Below are 15,968 nucleotides of genomic sequence, written 5' to 3'. Positions count from 1 at the left end.
GTCCGGGTCCGCGGCCGGGTCCGTGCCGAGCAGGCCCTGGCCCATGGGGCCCACGGCGAGGGGGGTGCGCGCCGCGGCGATGATGGCCTGGAGCTCCGTCTCCAGCTCGCCGACCGCCGCCTCGACCCTGGCCGACTCCGGAGTGCCGGCCATCCGCTCCGACGCGAGGTGCAGGGCCGTCAGGGGCGTACGAAGCCGGTGCGACAGGTCGGCGACGAGCTCGCGTTCCACGGCGAGCAGCTCGGTCATCCGGTGGGCCATCGCGTTGAAGGCGATGCCCGCGTCGCGCAGCTCCCTGGGGCCCATGGGGTCCACGCGGGTGTCCAGGTCGCCCCGGCCGAGCGCGTGGGACGCCTGCGCCAGCTGCTTCGAGGACTGGACCACCTTCGCGCCGAGACGGTCGGCGACCACGACGGAACCACCGACCAGGCCCACCGCGAGGAACACCATGACCGCCCACGACTCCTTGACCCCGCGGGTGAGTTCCGCCTCGGGGACGAAGTTCTCGATGACGGCGACCTGCTCGCCGGGCAGCACCACCGGCTGGAGGCAGATCCAGCCGTCGGGGATCTCCTGGGAGATGGACTCGCGCCCCTGCTGGGCCCGTTTGAGCAGCGCCGGCGGGGCCTTGGAGGTACCGAGGGGTCCGGACCGCGGCAGGTGCACCACCAAGTGGTCGGCCGCGTCCAGGCTCGCCGCGGACTCGCGCAGCGCGTCCGGGTCCGTGGTCAGCGTCAGGACGGGTGCCAGGGCGGCCGCGCGCTGCTCGGCGGCGTTGACACCCTGCTCCTTGACCAACGACATCACCAGTGCGGCCAGCGGTATGAGGAAGGAGAGGGCGACCATGGAGGTCACGGCGAGGGCCACTCCGGCCAGCGAGCGCCTCACCTCGGGGCCACCAGCTTGATGCCGACGCCGCGGACGGTCAGCAGGTAGCGCGGGGCCGCTGCGCGCTCGCCGAGCTTGCGGCGCAGGGACGACAGGTGGACGTCGACGGTCTGGTCGTCCACGTACGGCTCCCGCCACACTTCGGTCAGCAGGCGGCGCTTGGAGACGACCTGCCCCGAGTGGTGGGCGAGGAAGGCCAGGAGGTCGAACTCGCGGCGGGTGAGCCGCAGCTCCCGCCCTGCCAGGTACGCGGTCCGCGCGGCCGGGTCCACCGCCAGCTCGCCCACGACGGTGGCCCGCAGTGGTTCGGCCGCCGCCGCGGCCGGTGCGCCCGCGCCGCCGACGGGCGGGGCGTGGCTGGTGCGGCGCAGGACCGCGGACAGGCGCGCGACGAGCTGGCCCCCCGAGAAGGGCTTGACCAGGTAGTCGTCCGCACCCGCGTTGAGGATCTTGATGATTTCCGACTCGTCGTCACGGGCGGTCGCCACCAAAACCGGTACGGAGGATATGCCCCGGATCATCCGCAGCGCGTCTCCTCCGTCCAGATCGGGCAGCCCCAGGTCGAGCACCACGGCGTCGACCGGCGTCTGGGTGACCTCGCGCAGGGCGCCGAACCCGTCCGCGGCGCTGCGCACGGCGTATCCGTGCTCCGCCAGGACCTCGATCAGTGACTGGCGGATGCTGGGGTCGTCTTCCACGACCAGGACGCTCGGCATGCGGGACACCTTAGGGGTCGGCGTGCCGGGGCTCACCACCAGTACTGCGGGTAGCGGGGTCCGGTGCGGCGGGCGCGCGAGAGGGCGACGCCCGCGAGGACGACGAGCAGCGCCGCCCCGGCCAGCAGCGGTACGAAGGTGCGCGGGTCGGGCGTCCCCAGGACGATGACGACGGCGGTCGCGCAGGCTGGCGAGTGCGGGGTCCGGGCCACGGTCATCACGGCGAGGGCGAGCCCCGCCGCGAGGGCGGCCACCCAGGGCGAGCTGCCGAAGGCGGCGAGTCCCGCGTATCCGACGGCCGCACAGAGCAGGTGGCCGGCGATCACACTGCGGGGCTGGGCCAGCGGCAGACCGGGCGCGCTGTGCACGATCGCCGCGGACGCGGCCAGCGGAGGGATGAGGACGGGCTCGTGGAGGGCGGCGCCGATGGCCACCAGGAGCAGCATCACGGCGGTGGCGCCGCTCACGCCGTGCAGGACGCTGCCCGGCGTCGGAGCCGGGGCGCGTCCGGCGAGGTGCGGCAGAATCCGGCCGCGTGCGTTCGTGGACGGGCGCGGCCGCGCCCGCTCGGGGGCGGTCTGGTCGGTGCTCAAGGGCGATGGCGTCTTCGCGGGAGGGCCGGCGGACGCGCGTCCGTCCGGCGGTGAACGGCAGGGGCGGCGGACGCGGCCGCGAACACCCCAGGATCATACGAAGCCGCCCGAACCGGGCGCCCACCGGGTCCGCTCCCCGCCGGAGACCCGCCGTCAGGGAAGCTCGAACACCGGGCCCTCACCGGTGACGCGCAGCCGCACGGGGCGGTCGGACACCGGGATGGTGCAGCCTTCCCGCGTGCTGCAGCTCGCGTAGCCGACCAGTACCGTCGCGTCTCCGTGCCCGTCGGCGCGGACGGGCAGCGCCGTGGTGACGGGGCCGTCCGGGTAGACGGGGACCCGGGCGTCGACACCGGGCACGCTGATGGACCGTACCCCGGCGGCCGCCGTCAGGTGGCCGTTCGCCTTCAGGGCTCCGGTGACCGCCACCGCGGTCGGCCGGCCGACCCCCTCGACGCCGGCTTCCGGCAGTTCGGTGCTGTACAGGTGGAAGCCCTTCTTCTCCGGCGTGAACACCGCGGTGAGGGTGCCCTCTGAGCCCTTCCAGTCCGACACCGACAGCGTGACGGTGACGCCGTTCTCGGAGAAGCGCGTCGTGGGGGCGGCGACGGTGGGAGGGGCGGCGCCGGTCACGTGCTGCCCGCCGCAGGCCGAGAGCGCGGCCAGGGAGAGGAGAGCAGCCGCGGCGCGGACCGTGCGGGAGTGCCCCGCCTGCGTGGAAACGTTCATCTGTGCCTCTGTGCCTCTGTGCCTCTGTGTCGCGTGTCGTGCACGAGTCCGGTTCGTACGGGTCGGGGCCCCCGGGGCAGTGGTGCTCGCCCGGTCCGCAGGCGCCCGGCGCCCGGCGTCCGACGCCGGGCCGGCGCGGCTGGGACGGACGTGCCCCTGACCCGACACTACGCGGCCGTCGGCAGGGCCCCGTGGACGAGGACCGCCGTGAACCCCGGGGCAGACGGCGGCGCGCCGGTCGCCGTCCGGCGCGGGCGCCCGCCGCGCCCGCCGTCACGGCTCCTCGGCCAGGAGGCGGGTGAGCAGGGGCCGCAGCTGCTCGTCGGTGACGGCGCCCCCGAGGGCGGCGGCGACGCGTCCGCGCCGGTCGATCACCAGGACCGAGGGGACGGCGTGAGGGTCGACCAGGGAGGGCGGGAACCGAAGCAGGAGGTCGCCGTCGGGGTCGTGGAAGCTGGGGAACGTCAGGCCGTGGGCGCGTACGAAGGACCGGGCCGCCGCCCGGTCCGGGTCCCGGGTGTTGATCCCGAGGAACCGGACTCCGTCGGCCCGGGTCTGCCGGCTGAGCCGTTCCAGGTCGTCCGCCTCCGCGCGGCAGGGGTCGCACCGGGAGCCCCAGGCGTTCAGGACGACGACCTGCCCCCGGAAGTCACCGAGCGCGACCCGCCTGCCGTCCAGGTCCGCACCGGCGAGGGCGGGCGCGTCCGGCCGGATGCCGGGAGCCATGACCTTCGCCCCGGCCGCGGCGCCGACCGTGCCCGGCTGTCCGGCAGGGAGTCCCGCGGCGGGGCGGTCGTCCGTCCAGAGGCCGGCGGCGGCCAGGGCGGCCGCCACGGCGAGGCCGGTGACGGCCGGGGCGACGGGTGACGTGCGTCCCGGTCGTCTCATGAAGCCCACTTGCGCAGGAAGGCGTTGATGCCCTCCGAGGTCAGTGACGGGTTGCCCGTGACGTGGGTGTCGGTGCGCACCGTGCCGGACGGCGAGACGACGACCAGGACCGGCAGGGTGTAGGTGCCGCCCGAGGGGCTGTACGTGCGCAGCAGCGCCGAGTTGGCCGGGCTGTTGCCGCCGATGTCCACCTTGACCAGGTGGTACGAGGCGCCGAGGATCCCGGCGGTCTGCGACTGGGCGAACACCTTGTCCGCGGCCTTGCAGTTGCCGCACCAGTTCGCACCGAAGTCGAGCAGGACCATCCGCCCGTCGGCCCTGGACGCACGCAGGGCCGCGTCGATCTGCTTCTGCGCGTCGGCGGAGCTGTCGTAGCCGGGGCCGGGCACCTTGGCCGGGGCCGGTGCGGCGGACGTGCGGACCGGCGCGGGGGCACCGCCGCGGGCCGACGCGGAACCGGACGGTGTCCGGGAGGGGGTCGCCGAGGCGGAGGGCGACGCGGACGCGGACGGCGAGGCCGACGCCGTCGGGGAAGCCTCGGAGGAGGCCGTCGCGGACGGCGATTCGGTGGGGAAGGGCTGCGCGGACCGGTCGGCCGTCGCGGCTGCGGCGGTGGAGCCGACGGGCTCGGAGGACGGTCCGCAGGCCGAGGCCAGGCCTGCCGCGACGACGGCCGCGACGACCAGCGGCAGCCGTCTTCCCCGGAGTGCGGCGGACCGGGGCGATGTCGTTCGGCGGTCGGCGCGGACGGGTCGGAGCATGCGAGAACTCATGACGAAGACACCCCAGGGCACGGTCGGACTGCGGGATGGGCGAAGCGCCCACGGGCTCGGCGGAGCCGGCGGCCCGAGGGTGCGCCGGGGCGCCCTGCCCCGGCACCGAGGGCTGCTCGGCTGACGCGAGCATAGGACCGTTCGGGACCTGCGCAACCGCCTCGGCGCGATCATGAGCTTGCCCTAAGGAAGAGCTCACCTTCCGCTTCGCCGGAACCACCTCAAGGGCGGACAGAAGGTGTTGACCCGGCGAACGGGGCACGGACGGCCAAGGGGGGCGGAAGGGCGGGCGGAGCTCAGAAGGACGATTCGCGGACGCTGGCCTTCGCGCTGGGATCGATCGTCGCCGTGACGACCGACTTGTGGTCGGAGCTGGTGAAGGTGACCGTGAGGGTGCTGTCCGAGGTCTGTGAGGTGGTGGTCCTGAAGCCGCGGCCGGGGACCGCTGAGATCAGGCACACGCCCCGGCTGCCGTACCGCACCGTCACCTTGCCGCCCTGTGTGGGGACGGTGTACAGGCCGGCCCCGCCCTCCGCACAGTCGACCTTCCTCGGGGCGGGGGTCTTGGGCGCACCCGACGTGGCCTTGACGGGCGTGGGGGCGGCCGTCGTGGGGGAGGGGCTCTGCGACGCCGTGGGGGAGGGGCCGGCCGACGCGGTCGGCGACGGCGTGCTCGGGGACGGGCTCCCCGCCTGCCATGCGGGAGGCGTGTCGATGACCGTCGGGGCGGACCGTGCGACCGGGGGCGTATGCCGGGTCGAACCGACCACGAACTGGACCGTCGCGAGCACGGCGGTCACGCTGGCGGCCGTGCAGGACAGCCATATGAGCAGGTAGCGCGAAGTTCGGGGCACGGCCCCATAGTGTCCGACGGCCCGGCCGGTCCGTCACCGGCTCCCCCGAAACCGCCCCAGCCCGCAGGCCGGCCCCGGGGCCGGGGCGGGCGCGGACGCCGACGTCCCCCCACCCGCATACGGGTGGGGGGACGCGGCTGTGGGGGGTGGGTGGGGGCGGTGTGTGGGGGGCGCCCCGCAGGCTTCTCGGGTGGGGCCGACTACCTCGGGGCGCCGAAGTTCTGGGTCCACCACGGGCCCCCGTCGCCCTTGTGGACACCTATGCCGATCTCCTTGAAGGCGCAGTTGAGGATGTTGGCCCGGTGGCCGGAGCTGTTCATCCACGCCTTCATGACGGCGTTCGCGTCGGCCTGCCCGCGGGCTATGTTCTCGCCCAGGTTGGACCAGCGGTAGCCGGCGGCCTCCACCCGGCTGGTCATGGTGGACCCGTCCGGACCGGTGTGTGACATGACGCCAGCGCGGGCCATGGTGTCGCTGTACCCCCGGGCGGCGGCACTCAGCTGGGAGTTGACGGTCACGGCGCCGCATCCGGCCGCCGCCCGCTCCTTGTTGACCAGGGCGAGCACGGCGGACTCGGCGTCCGTGTTGACGGTGCCGCCGCCCCCGCCGGTGCTGCCCCCGCCACCGGAGCCGCCCGTGCTGCCGCTCCCGCCGGTGCTGCCGCCCCCGCCGCCCGTGCTGCCGGAGCCGCCACCCGTCGTGGTGGCCGGCTTGCGTGCGGGCTTGGCGGCGGGGGAGGGCTCGGTCGTGGCCGGGGTGCTGCTCTCCGCCGTAGCCGGCTCCGTGGGCGTCGCGGACGCCGAGGCCGAGGCGTCGGGCGTCGGCGACGCGTCGGCGCTCGTCGTGGTCGGGGCGTCGGCGGTGGGCGAGGCGGCGTCGGGGGAGGGGGTCGCCGTCCCGGAGGACGAGCCGGCGGCGTCGGCGCGCCGGTCGGTACGCGCGTCATCGCCGGAGTCGGCCACCGCGACCCCCACCGCCACCACCGCGGCGGCCGTGGTGACGGACAGCACGATGCGCGTGCGCACCGTCTTCTTCCGCCGGGCCTCGACGCGGGTCGACGTTTGGGGAGTTCGGCTGCGGCTCATGCCGGTAACACCTCGCAAGAGAAGAGGAGGAGGGGGGTCCGCCCGAGCCTAGGTCGGTGACCAGCGAAAAGGACGCCCAGAAGGGGTTCTTCACGTTCCCTTAAGGAAGCCCGCAGGATCAGCGCAGGGATGAGCCGGGCAATCGTCCCAACTCGGCCCGGTCCGCCGGGGGGTGACGCATCCCGACCCGATGCCGTCGTCCGGGCGCTGCGGAGCCCGCCGGGCCCGCTTTCGGACCCGCATGCGACACAAGAGAGCGTCCCGGGGCCGCTGTTGCCCCAGGACGCGTACCCGCTTCCCCACCCCGATATGCGCTACCCGTCGAAGTCGGGCAGGACGAGGGAGCCGTCCTCGGCCAAGGTGAAGCCGGGATGGTGGGCGATCTCCCACGCGTGGCCGTCGGGGTCGGTGAAGACGCCCGAGTAGAAGCCGATGGCGTTGACGGAGGCCGGTCGCGTGACCGTGCCGCCTGCTGCCACGGCGGCGGCGAGGACGGCGTTCACCTCCGCGTCGGTGCGCACGTTGTGGGCCAGGGCGATACCGCCGAAGCCGGTCGGCGGGCCGTCCGGGAGACCGCAGTCCGCGGCCAACTTCCGACGGTCCCACAGGACCAGGGCCAGGCCGCCGGCCTGGTGGAAGACCGTCTCCTCGACCTCGGTGCCGCGCCAGCCGAGCGCCGTGTAGAAGCTCTTGGCGCGGGCGAGGTCCACGACCCCCAGGGTGACCAGGCTGATGCGCTGTTCCATTCCGCCACCGTAGCGCCTGGGCCGGGCCCGCTCAGGCGGCCGCGACCCGTGTCAGGTTGACCTGCCGGTGCGCGACTCGCTTTGATCCCCTGGGCGGCGCGAGGGCGTCCGGACGGTGAGCGGGGGCGGACTGATCATGGCGGACGGGCGGTCGCTGGGCCGGCGGTTCCGGTGGCTGTGGACCTCGTACGCCGTCAGCACGCTCGGCACCTGGCTCGCCTTCGACGCGTTCCCCCTGATCGCGATCCTCGTGCTGCACGCCGGGACCACTCGGGTGTCGCTGCTGGCGGCCGTCGGACCCGCGGTCGGGGCGGTCCTGGCGCTGTCGCTCGGACCGTGGGTGGAGTCGCGCCCCAAGAGACCGGTGATGATCGCCATGGACCTGGCCCGGTTCGCGGCGCTGACGAGCGTGCCGGTGGCGTTCGCCCTCGACGGGCTCACCTTCGCCCAGCTCCTGCTCGTCTCGGTCGTGGTCGGCGCGGCCGGAATCGCCTTCACCGCGGCCGGCGGCGCGTGCCTGAAGGAACTCGTCCCGCCGCAGGACCTGCTCGTCGCGAACGGCCGCCTCGAATCCACCACGTGGACCGCCACCCTGCTCGGACCGCCGCTCGGCGGGGCCGCGATCGCCGCGTTCGGGCCGGTGGTGACCGTCCTGGCCAACGCGGTCAGTCACCTGCTCTCGGCTGCCGGGATCCGCGCCATCGGCGGACCGGAGCCGCGTCCCGCGCCGGCCGCACCGCCGCGACGGATGTGGGCCGGCGACCTGTCCGCAGGCTGGCGGCACATCCTGACCGACCCCGTGCTGCGCCCGCTGTTCCTCAACACGGCCCTGGTCAGCGGCCTGATCATGGCGACCTCGCCGCTGCTGGCCGTCCTCATGCTCGGTCCGCTCGGGTTCGCACCCTGGCAGTACGGACTCGCCTTCGCCGTGCCGTGCGTGGGCGGCCTGATCGGCTCGCGGCTGGCGGCGCGGCTCGCCGAGCGGTTCGGCCGGCACCGGGTCCTGCTGACCGCGGGGGCGCTGCGGGCGTGCTGGCTGCCGTGGCTGGCCTTCGTCGGGCCGGGCCCGTCCGGGCTCGTGCTCGTCATGGCCGTCGAGTTCGGGCTGATCACCTGCATGGGCGTCTTCAACCCGGTGCTGGCCACCTGCCGGCTGGAGCGGACCCCGGCGGACCTGGCCGCCCGCACCCTGCTCGCCTGGTCGGTCTCCGGAAAGGCCGCCATCGCCGCGCTGACCGCCCTGTGGGGGCTGCTGGCCTTCGCCACCGGACCGCGCGCGGCGATCGCGATCGCCGGTGTCCTCGCCATGGCCACCCCGCTCCTGCTGCCGCGCCGGGTACCGGAGGGCCGTACCGTCGTCAGCGGCGGGCAGCGAGACGGTCGCTGAGGGCTCCGTGCGCCGGCAGCGGCGAGCACACGGCCGCCGGAGAGCGGTCCGGGAGGACCTGAACCCGGCCGACCCGCCGGCGCCGGCATCCGGTGCGACCGCTTCCGCCGTCCCCTCCGGCGCGGCCGCCCTCACCCGGTCCGGAGGGGGTGCGCTCACGCGTCGTCGAGGGCCGGGCCCGTGCGGCGGGCCAGGGCGTTGCTGCCGATCGAGTTGTGGACGCTGAAGCCCACCGCGTCGGAGCGGTAGCGGTCGTCGGACCACTCGACCGGCCGGCCGTCACGCGTGGTGGTCATGCGGCGCACCCTCAACAACGGGCTGGTGCGCCGCACGTGGAGCAGCTCGGCGTCGCGTGACCCCGCCGCGACCGCGTCGATGAGGTGCTCCCCGTACGCGAACACCAGCCCCGTGTCGTCCAGGAGGCGCTGGGTCACCGACGGGCAGTCCGGCTCGATGCGCTCGACGGCCGGCGCGATCCAGTCGGCGTACACGGTGCGCTCCAGCAGGACGGGCTCGCTGTCCAGACCGCGCACGCGCAGGACGTGCAGCACGGGTGCGCCCGGCTCCACCTGGAGCCACATGACGTCCCGGTCGGTGGCCGGCCGGACCTGTGACGACACCACCCGGCCGGTCGCCGTACGGCCCATGGCCGCCGCCCACTGGGCGAAGCTGCGCAGCTCGGTGAAGCTCTGGCTGCGGCGGCTGGCCAGCACCACGCGCCGCGCGCCCTGCCGGGATCCGATCAGCCCCTCGGAGGTCAGGGCGAGCACGGCCTGGCGGACGGTGCCGCGGGAGACCCCGAAGCGTGCCGCCAGCTCCGTCTCGGCCGGTAGCAGTGCCCCCACCGCGTACTCCTCGCGGTCGATCGCCCGGCGCAGTTCCTCGGCGATCTCCTCGTGCCGGGCCGTCATCGGCTGTGTTCCCGTCCCTCGTCATAACGCTGGCTGTGCGCAATGCACTTGGCGCGTACAGCGTAAGCGCAGGGCCGCGCGGATCGAAACGAGTGCAGAGTGTCCAGTTTGTTGGCTGGAATCCGTCGCCTTCCGTTCACCCGAAGGTCATGGATGCCGGGCCTACTGAGGCCAACTTGTTCAGACAAGTTGGCCTCGGCGCCTTCGGGTCCGCCGTACCGCTCCCATCCCTGCCCGCGCTCCCTCGCGCAACCTCCCAGGAGAGACCGTGTCCCTGCCGAGAAACGCCGCCCTCGCCGGCTGCCTCGCCGTCGTAGCCCTCGCCCTCACCGCCTGCGGCGCGGCCCCCGAGAAGGCCGACAACAAGACCGCCACCGGCAAGGACGCCGCCACCGCGACCTCCGCGGCGGACTTCGGCGGCATGGACGCCCTCGTCGAGGCCGCCAAGAAGGAAGGCGTCCTGCACGCCATGGCCCTGCCCCGCGACTGGGCCAACTACGGCGCCGTCATCGACGGGTTCACCGAGAAGTACGGGATCAAGGTCGAGGTGGAGAACCCCGACGGCAGCAGCCAGGACGAGATCAACGCCGTCACCAGCCGCAAGGGCCAGGACCGCGCCCCCGACGTCCTCGACCTCGGCACCTCCTTCGCCGTCAGCGGCGCCCAGCAGGGCCTGTTCGCCCCGTACAAGGTCGCCGCGTACGGCGACATCCCCTCGGCGCAGCGGGACGACCAGGCGCGCTGGTACAACGACTACGGCGGCTACATCTCCATCGGCTGCGACGCGAGCCGCGTCAAGAACTGCCCCACCAGCTTCAAGGACCTCCTCAAGCCCGAGTACAAGGGCCAGGTCGCGCTCAACGGCAACCCCACCAAGTCCGGCTCCGCCTTCGGCGGCGTCTACGCGGCCGCCCTCGCGAACGGCGGCTCCCTCGACGACATTCAGCCCGGCATCGACTTCTTCGGGCAGCTGAAGAAGAACGGCAACTACACCCCCGTCGAGTCCACCCCGGCGACCGTCGAGAAGGGCGAGACGCCCATCAGCATCGACTGGGACTACCTGAACGCCGGCTACGCCGACCAGTTCAAGGGCAAGGGCGTCGACTGGAAGGTCGCCGTCCCCGAAGACGGCAAGTACGCGCAGTTCTACGCCCAGGCCATCAACAAGGACGCCCCGCACCCCGCCGCCGCCCGGCTGTGGCAGGAGTGGCTCTACAGCCCCGAAGGCCAGAACCTGTGGCTGAAGGGCTATGCCCGCCCGGTGCTCATGAGCACCATGGAAGGGGCCGGAACCCTCGACAAGGCCGCCGCCGCAAGGCTCCCGCAGGTCAGCGGCACCCCGACCTTCCCCACGGAGGCCCAGCAGACCGCGGCCAAGGGCGTCCTGGCCCAGAGCTGGGGCAAGGCGGTCGCCGGCTGACCGCCGGCCGGGCCACGGCAACGACCTCCGATACGAGCACTGACACGACACCCATGACCACCGACATGACATCCCGCACAGCGGCCGCGTCACCCGCGGCCGCCCCGGCGGCCCCCGCCGCCCCCGCCGTCCGGACCGGGCGGCGGCGGGCCCGCCGCTCCGGCGCACTCGCCGTCGTCCCCCTGCTGCTGTTCACCGCGATCGCCTTCGGCCTGCCCGCCGCCGCCATGCTCGACGGCGCCTTCAGCGTCCGGGACCCGGCCAGCGGCACCGCCTCGTACGGCCTCGGCAATCTGACCGCCTCCTTGCAGGGCGCCTACCTCACCGCGCTCGTCGGCAGCGTGGAGCTGTCCGCCACTTCCGCGGTCCTCGCCGCCCTCCTCGGCCTCCTCCTCGCCCAGGCGATCGTCACCTCCCCGCTGCGGGGCCTGCGCGAAGCCGTCCTGACCGCCTCCGGAGTCCTCGCCAACTTCGGCGGCGTCCCCCTCGCCTTCGCCTTCGTCGCCACCCTCGGCAACTCCGGCGTCCTCACCCGCGAGCTGGGCCTGACCGGCACCGGCTGGAACCTCTACAGCTTCTGGGGCCTGGTCCTCGTCTACCTGTACTTCCTGGTCCCCCTCATGGTCCTCACCATCACTCCCGCCCTCGACGGGCTGCGCACCCAGTGGCGCGAGGCCGCCCAGAACAACGGCGCCACCCACCGCCAGTACTGGCAGCACGTCGCCCTGCCCGTGCTCGCCCCCTCCCTCCTCGGCGGCCTCGTCCTCCTCTTCGGCAGCGCCTTCGCCGCGTACGCCACCGCCGCCGCGATGGTCGGCAGCTCGGTCCCGCTGGTCACGCTCCAGATCGCCGACGCGATCTCCGGCAACGTGCTCATCGGCCAGGAGAACGTGGCCCTCGCCCTCAGCCTCGACATGGTCCTCGTCGCGGGCCTGGTCATGGCGGTCTACCTGCCCCTGCAACGACGGAGCGCCCGATGGCTCGCCTGACCGCCCACCCGGCCACGGCGTCCCCCTGGCGCGCCCTCGTCCTCGCCGCCGCGGCCCTGTACTTCCTGGTGCCGCTCGCCGCCTCGGTCGTCTTCACCGTCGACGTGCCGGGCCAGGGCCTGAACCTCGACGCCTACACCCGCATCCTGGACACCGAGGGCTTCCTGCCCAGCCTGCTCCTCTCCCTCGAACTCGCCGCCGCCACCATCGCGGTGGTGCTGCTGCTCGTGGTTCCCGCCACGGTGGCACTGCGCCTGACCGCCCCGAAGCTGCGGCCCGTCGTCGAGATCGTGTGCGCGCTGCCGCTGGTCGTCCCGCCCATCGCCTTTGTCGCCGGCATCGGGACCGTCCTGAAGTGGGGACCCGAGCACCTTTCCCGCACCCCGCTCTTCCAGACGTTTGTCGCCGTCCAGAACCCGGACTTCCCGGTCGTCCTGGTCCTCGCCTACGCCGTGATGGCGCTGCCGTTCGCCCACCGCGCCCTGGACGCGGGACTGCGCGCCGTCGACGTCCGCACCCTCGTCGAGGCGGCCCGCTCCTGCGGCGCGAGCCTGCCGCACGCCCTGCTGCGCGCCGTGCTGCCGAACCTGCGCGGAGCCCTCCTGAGCGCCTCCTTCCTCACCCTCGCGCTGGTCCTCGGCGAATTCACCATCGCCCAACTCCTCGGCTTCCGGCCGTTCGCCGTCTGGATCGTCAACATCAGCGGCTCACAGGCCCAGATGTCCGTGGCCGTCTCGGTCATGAGCCTGCTGGTGACCTGGCTCCTGCTCCTGCTCCTCGCCGGTTTCGGCGGCGGCCGCCGCACCCCCTCCCCGACCACCGACCGGAAATGACACCCCTCATGCGCCTCACCGCACCCGCGCCGACCGCGAACGCGACGCCCGCACCGGCCGACGCCGCCACCGTCGAACTGCGCGGCCTGCGTCGGTCCTTCGGTACCACCACCGCCCTGGACGGACTCGACCTCACCGTGCGCCCCGGTGAACTCCTCGCCCTGCTCGGCCCGTCCGGCTGCGGCAAGACCACCGCGCTGCGCATGCTGGCGGGCTTCGAACACCCCGACTCCGGTGAGATCCTCGTCGACGGCAATGACGTCACCGCGGTTCCCGCGCACCGACGCGACGCCGGCATGGTCTTCCAGTCCTACAGCCTCTTCCCGCACCTGAACGCCCTCGACAACGTGGCGTTCGGACTGCGGATGCGCCGGGTCCGCACCGCCGAGCGGCGCGCCCGCGCCGCGGAACTCCTCGAACTCGTGGGCCTCGCCGACAAGGGCGACCGCTTCCCCCACCAGCTCTCCGGCGGCCAGCAGCAGCGCGTCGCACTGGCCCGCGCCCTCGCCCTGCGACCGCGCGTGCTCCTCCTCGACGAGCCGCTGTCCGCCCTCGACGCCAAGGTGCGCCTGACCCTGCGCGAGGAGATCCGCCGCCTCCAGCAGGAACTGGGCATCACCACCCTCTTCATCACCCACGACCAGGAGGAGGCGCTGTCCATGGCCGACCGCGTCGCGGTCATGCGCGCCGGCCGCCTGGAGCAGTGCGCGGCCCCGGCCGAGCTGTACGCCCGTCCCGCCACCGCCTTCGTCGCCGAGTTCGTCGGCACCATGAGCCGCATCCCGGGCAGGCTGCTCGCCTCCGGCGCGACCGTCGCGGTCCTGGGCCGCGAGCTCGCCGTCGACGGCACCCCGCCGAGCACCGGGGACGGCACCGACGTCGACGTCCTCGTACGGCCCGAGTCGCTGGGGGTCACCGCCGACGAGGCGGGGGAGGGCCGAGTCCTCGGCACCTCGTTCCTGGGCGCCACGGTCCGCGTGTCCGTCGCCCTGGCCGACGGCACCCTGGTCAAGGCCGACGTCCCCGCACACGATGCGGGCCACCTGGCCGCCGGCGCGCCCGTCCGCCTGGCGCTGCCGGACCGTCCGGTCCTGGTGGCCCCGCGCGCGAGCTGATCCGCGGACATCCGCGCGGCAGCACCCGCCCGAGTCCGCCCGTACCACGGCCGCCCGGCCGCGACCCCACCACCCCGCACCGGAAAGAGACCCCGTTCGTGACGTCCTCGCACTCTCCCGTCCCGACCACGCTGCAAGCCGTCCTCTTCGACATGGACGGCACCCTCGTCGACACCGAGCGGCTCTGGTGGGACACCGTGGCGGAGGCGGCCGAGCGGCTCGGGCACGTCCTCCTCGAAACCGACCAGCCGGACGTGCTAGGCCGGCCGGTGGAGCACACCGCCGGCGTCCTCGCCGCCCGCAGCGGCGCCCCCGCCGCAGCGATCGCGGCCCAGCTGCACCGGGCCTTCGCCGACCGGGTCCGTACCCGCGTCGTCCCCCGGCCCGGCGCGCTGGCCCTGCTCGGTGCACTGCGTGCCGAAGGCGTCCCCACCGCCCTGGTCACCGCCTCCCCCAGGGAGGTCGCCGAGACCGTGGTGGCCGCCCTCGCGGAGGAGGGCCACGGCGGCTTCACGGTCACTGTCACCGCCGACGACACCGCGCTCACCAAGCCCCACCCCGACCCCTACCTCGCGGCCTGCCGCGCCCTGCGGGTCGCGCCCGCCGCCTGCGTGGCCGTCGAGGACACCCCCACCGGCATCGCCTCGGCCGAAGCAGCCGGCTGCCAGGTCCTCGCCGTGCCCTCCGTCACCGGGATCGATGCGGCCCCGGGCCGTACCGTGCTGGACTCACTGGAAGAGGCCACCCCGGACCGGCTGCGGGCCCTGGTCGCCGACGCACCGGCACCGCGGTTCCTCGTCCCCGGGTTCACCACCCGCCGCGCCCGCGCCGGCCGGCCCTTCACCGCCCGCGTCGCGGGCCTCCTGCGCGGCGCGGCCCGTCCGGTGACCTTCGCCGCCGCCGACCGCCCCGACTGGCTCACCGTCCACGCCGACGGCACCCTCGCCGGTACCCCGTCGCCCCTGCCGGGGCAGGACTCCGCCGCCGTGGCCGTGGCCACGGCCGAGATCACCGCGGTCGACGCGCACGGCGCCACCGCCCACCTCACCGTCCGCATCCCCGTGGCGGCCGCGGACGCACCCGCGCTCGACCGGGTCCGGGTGATGAGCTGGAACCTGTGGCTCGGCGGCAGCCCCGTCGACGCCCACCGCGACAAGCAGCTGGCCGTGCTCCTCGCCGCCGACGTCGACGCCGTCGGCCTCCAGGAGACCGCCGTGCACGCCGCGCCCGAACTCGCCGACGCGCTCGGCTGGTTCCACCACAGCGCCGGGGAGAACCTCGCGATCCTCAGCCGCCACCCGGTCGTGGACACCCTCGGTGACCCGGAGGTCGGCTTCTACGGGGCGGCCGGGGCCCGGATCCGGCTCGACGAGCGTCCCGACGGCGCCCCGCATGAGCTGGTGCTGTGGACCGCCCACCTCAACCACACGCCGTACGGCCCCTACGACGCCTGCTTCGACGGCCTGGCCGCACCCGAACTGAAAGCCCGTGAGGAGGAGTCGGGGAGGGTCCGGCAGATCAACGCGGTCCTGGACCGGATGGCGCCGGACCTCGCCGCCGCCGATCGCACCCCGGTCCTGCTCGTGGGGGACTTCAACGCCCCCTCGCACCTGGACTGGACGCCCACGGCAGCCCCGCTGCACGGCGGCTACGGACCGGTGGACTGGCCCGTCTCCCGCGCCGTGGAACGGGCGGGGCTGCGCGACTCCTACCGCGAGGCCCACCCGGACCCGGTGGTGGCTCCCGGAACCACCTGGTCGCCCGTCCACCCGTGGCATGAGGACGGCAGCGGCCGCCCGGAACCGCAGGACCGGATCGACTTCGTGCTCCACTCCGGCGACCGCCTCACCGTCGTCGACTCCACGACCCTGGCCACGGGCCGCATCGCCCCCTGGCCGGAGGTCGCGGCCAACGACTGGCCCTCCGACCACGCTGCCGTGGTCACCACCTTCCGCTTCTCCTGACGGCCGCGCGGGACGGCCCACCCCCACCGCGCGGCGACGGCGGCCCGGGGGTAAGGCCGCTGACACGCTTTTTTGTC

At 74.2% G+C, this 15,968-nt stretch carries 16 protein-coding genes; 6 read left to right on the top strand and 10 right to left on the bottom strand.

The genetic code is table 11. The features are described from left to right. The 9 genes from ACFW2G_RS27315 to ACFW2G_RS27275 form a co-directional block, all read right to left on the bottom strand. On the bottom strand, positions 1-888 hold an 888-nt coding region (locus ACFW2G_RS27315), incomplete at its 3' end, for a HAMP domain-containing protein (RefSeq protein ID WP_384681077.1). Then, a complete protein-coding gene (locus tag ACFW2G_RS27310; protein WP_384454034.1) occupies positions 885-1,604 on the bottom strand; it encodes a response regulator transcription factor in 720 nt (239 codons plus the stop codon). The genes ACFW2G_RS27315 and ACFW2G_RS27310, both read right to left, overlap by 4 nt. 32 nt (positions 1,605-1,636) lie before the next feature. Further along, complete coding sequence (locus tag ACFW2G_RS27305) at positions 1,637-2,197, bottom strand: HPP family protein (RefSeq protein WP_384454031.1); 561 nt, start codon at positions 2,195-2,197, stop codon at positions 1,637-1,639. A 153-nt stretch (positions 2,198-2,350) separates the two neighbouring features. After that, positions 2,351-2,926 (bottom strand): hypothetical protein, encoded by a 576-nt coding sequence (locus ACFW2G_RS27300; RefSeq protein ID WP_384454028.1) that lies wholly within the window; start codon positions 2,924-2,926, stop codon positions 2,351-2,353. Positions 2,927-3,199: 273 nt separating this feature from the next. After that, on the bottom strand, positions 3,200-3,814 hold the full coding sequence (locus ACFW2G_RS27295; protein ID WP_384454025.1) for a TlpA family protein disulfide reductase: 615 nt from the start codon (positions 3,812-3,814) through the stop codon (positions 3,200-3,202). Next, complete coding sequence (locus ACFW2G_RS27290) at positions 3,811-4,575, bottom strand: thioredoxin family protein (protein ID WP_384454022.1); 765 nt, start codon at positions 4,573-4,575, stop codon at positions 3,811-3,813. Before ACFW2G_RS27290 ends, ACFW2G_RS27295 begins: the two co-directional genes overlap by 4 nt. A gap of 308 nt (positions 4,576-4,883) precedes the next feature. Beyond that, on the bottom strand, positions 4,884-5,441 hold the full coding sequence (locus tag ACFW2G_RS27285) for a hypothetical protein (protein ID WP_384454019.1): 558 nt from the start codon (positions 5,439-5,441) through the stop codon (positions 4,884-4,886). 200 nt (positions 5,442-5,641) lie between these two features. Next, a complete protein-coding gene (locus ACFW2G_RS27280) occupies positions 5,642-6,526 on the bottom strand; it encodes a CAP domain-containing protein (RefSeq protein ID WP_037928884.1) in 885 nt (294 codons plus the stop codon). Positions 6,527-6,840: 314 nt separating this feature from the next. After that, entirely contained in the window at positions 6,841-7,272 is a 432-nt protein-coding gene (locus tag ACFW2G_RS27275; RefSeq protein ID WP_384583683.1) for a VOC family protein, read from the bottom strand. A gap of 136 nt (positions 7,273-7,408) precedes the next feature. On the opposite strand from ACFW2G_RS27275, the gene ACFW2G_RS27270 reads away from it, so the two are divergent. Continuing rightward, positions 7,409-8,659: an MFS transporter gene (locus ACFW2G_RS27270; protein WP_384583728.1), complete on the top strand. Its 1,251-nt coding sequence runs from the start codon at positions 7,409-7,411 to the stop codon at positions 8,657-8,659. 155 nt (positions 8,660-8,814) lie between these two features. Here ACFW2G_RS27270 and ACFW2G_RS27265 read toward each other — a convergent pair whose 3' ends face one another. Beyond that, a complete protein-coding gene (locus ACFW2G_RS27265; protein ID WP_037928878.1) occupies positions 8,815-9,570 on the bottom strand; it encodes a GntR family transcriptional regulator in 756 nt (251 codons plus the stop codon). Positions 9,571-9,844: 274 nt separating this feature from the next. Between ACFW2G_RS27265 and ACFW2G_RS27260 the strand changes: the two genes are divergently transcribed. From ACFW2G_RS27260 to ACFW2G_RS27240, 5 genes are all read left to right on the top strand, one after another. Next, positions 9,845-10,990, top strand: a complete 1,146-nt coding sequence (locus ACFW2G_RS27260) for an ABC transporter substrate-binding protein (protein ID WP_384583725.1) — start codon at positions 9,845-9,847, stop codon at positions 10,988-10,990. Between the two features lie 65 nt (positions 10,991-11,055). Further along, positions 11,056-11,979, top strand: coding sequence for an ABC transporter permease (locus ACFW2G_RS27255; protein WP_384583680.1), 924 nt, complete (start codon positions 11,056-11,058; stop codon positions 11,977-11,979). Then, positions 11,967-12,812, top strand: coding sequence for an ABC transporter permease (locus ACFW2G_RS27250; RefSeq protein WP_384454006.1), 846 nt, complete (start codon positions 11,967-11,969; stop codon positions 12,810-12,812). Before ACFW2G_RS27255 ends, ACFW2G_RS27250 begins: the two co-directional genes overlap by 13 nt. A gap of 8 nt (positions 12,813-12,820) precedes the next feature. Then, positions 12,821-13,927, top strand: a complete 1,107-nt coding sequence (locus ACFW2G_RS27245) for an ABC transporter ATP-binding protein (protein WP_384454003.1) — start codon at positions 12,821-12,823, stop codon at positions 13,925-13,927. Between the two features lie 98 nt (positions 13,928-14,025). Next, complete coding sequence (locus ACFW2G_RS27240) at positions 14,026-15,891, top strand: HAD-IA family hydrolase (RefSeq protein WP_384454000.1); 1,866 nt, start codon at positions 14,026-14,028, stop codon at positions 15,889-15,891. Positions 15,892-15,968: the final 77 nt, after the last annotated feature.

Source organism: Streptomyces sp. NPDC058880 (assembly GCF_042742535.1).
In the GTDB taxonomy this organism is placed as follows: Bacteria; Actinomycetota; Actinomycetes; order Streptomycetales; family Streptomycetaceae; genus Streptomyces.
The sequence above is the reverse complement of the archived record's forward strand: the minus strand, read 5'-3'. Positions and strand labels throughout refer to the sequence as shown.

What these genes read in the sequence shown, in the direction of transcription:
- ACFW2G_RS27245 (WP_384454003.1), top strand. Translation starts at nt 12,821, where the DNA reads ATGCGCCTCACCGCACCCGCGCCGACCGCGAACGCGACGCCCGCACCG.
- ACFW2G_RS27255 (WP_384583680.1), top strand. Translation starts at nt 11,056, where the DNA reads ATGACATCCCGCACAGCGGCCGCGTCACCCGCGGCCGCCCCGGCGGCC.
- ACFW2G_RS27300 (WP_384454028.1), bottom strand. Translation starts at nt 2,926, where the DNA reads ATGAACGTTTCCACGCAGGCGGGGCACTCCCGCACGGTCCGCGCCGCG.
- ACFW2G_RS27270 (WP_384583728.1), top strand. Translation starts at nt 7,409, where the DNA reads ATGGCGGACGGGCGGTCGCTGGGCCGGCGGTTCCGGTGGCTGTGGACC.
- ACFW2G_RS27250 (WP_384454006.1), top strand. Translation starts at nt 11,967, where the DNA reads ATGGCTCGCCTGACCGCCCACCCGGCCACGGCGTCCCCCTGGCGCGCC.
- ACFW2G_RS27275 (WP_384583683.1), bottom strand. Translation starts at nt 7,272, where the DNA reads ATGGAACAGCGCATCAGCCTGGTCACCCTGGGGGTCGTGGACCTCGCC.
- ACFW2G_RS27265 (WP_037928878.1), bottom strand. Translation starts at nt 9,570, where the DNA reads ATGACGGCCCGGCACGAGGAGATCGCCGAGGAACTGCGCCGGGCGATC.
- ACFW2G_RS27295 (WP_384454025.1), bottom strand. Translation starts at nt 3,814, where the DNA reads ATGAGACGACCGGGACGCACGTCACCCGTCGCCCCGGCCGTCACCGGC.
- ACFW2G_RS27310 (WP_384454034.1), bottom strand. Translation starts at nt 1,604, where the DNA reads ATGCCGAGCGTCCTGGTCGTGGAAGACGACCCCAGCATCCGCCAGTCA.
- ACFW2G_RS27280 (WP_037928884.1), bottom strand. Translation starts at nt 6,526, where the DNA reads ATGAGCCGCAGCCGAACTCCCCAAACGTCGACCCGCGTCGAGGCCCGG.
- ACFW2G_RS27290 (WP_384454022.1), bottom strand. Translation starts at nt 4,575, where the DNA reads ATGCTCCGACCCGTCCGCGCCGACCGCCGAACGACATCGCCCCGGTCC.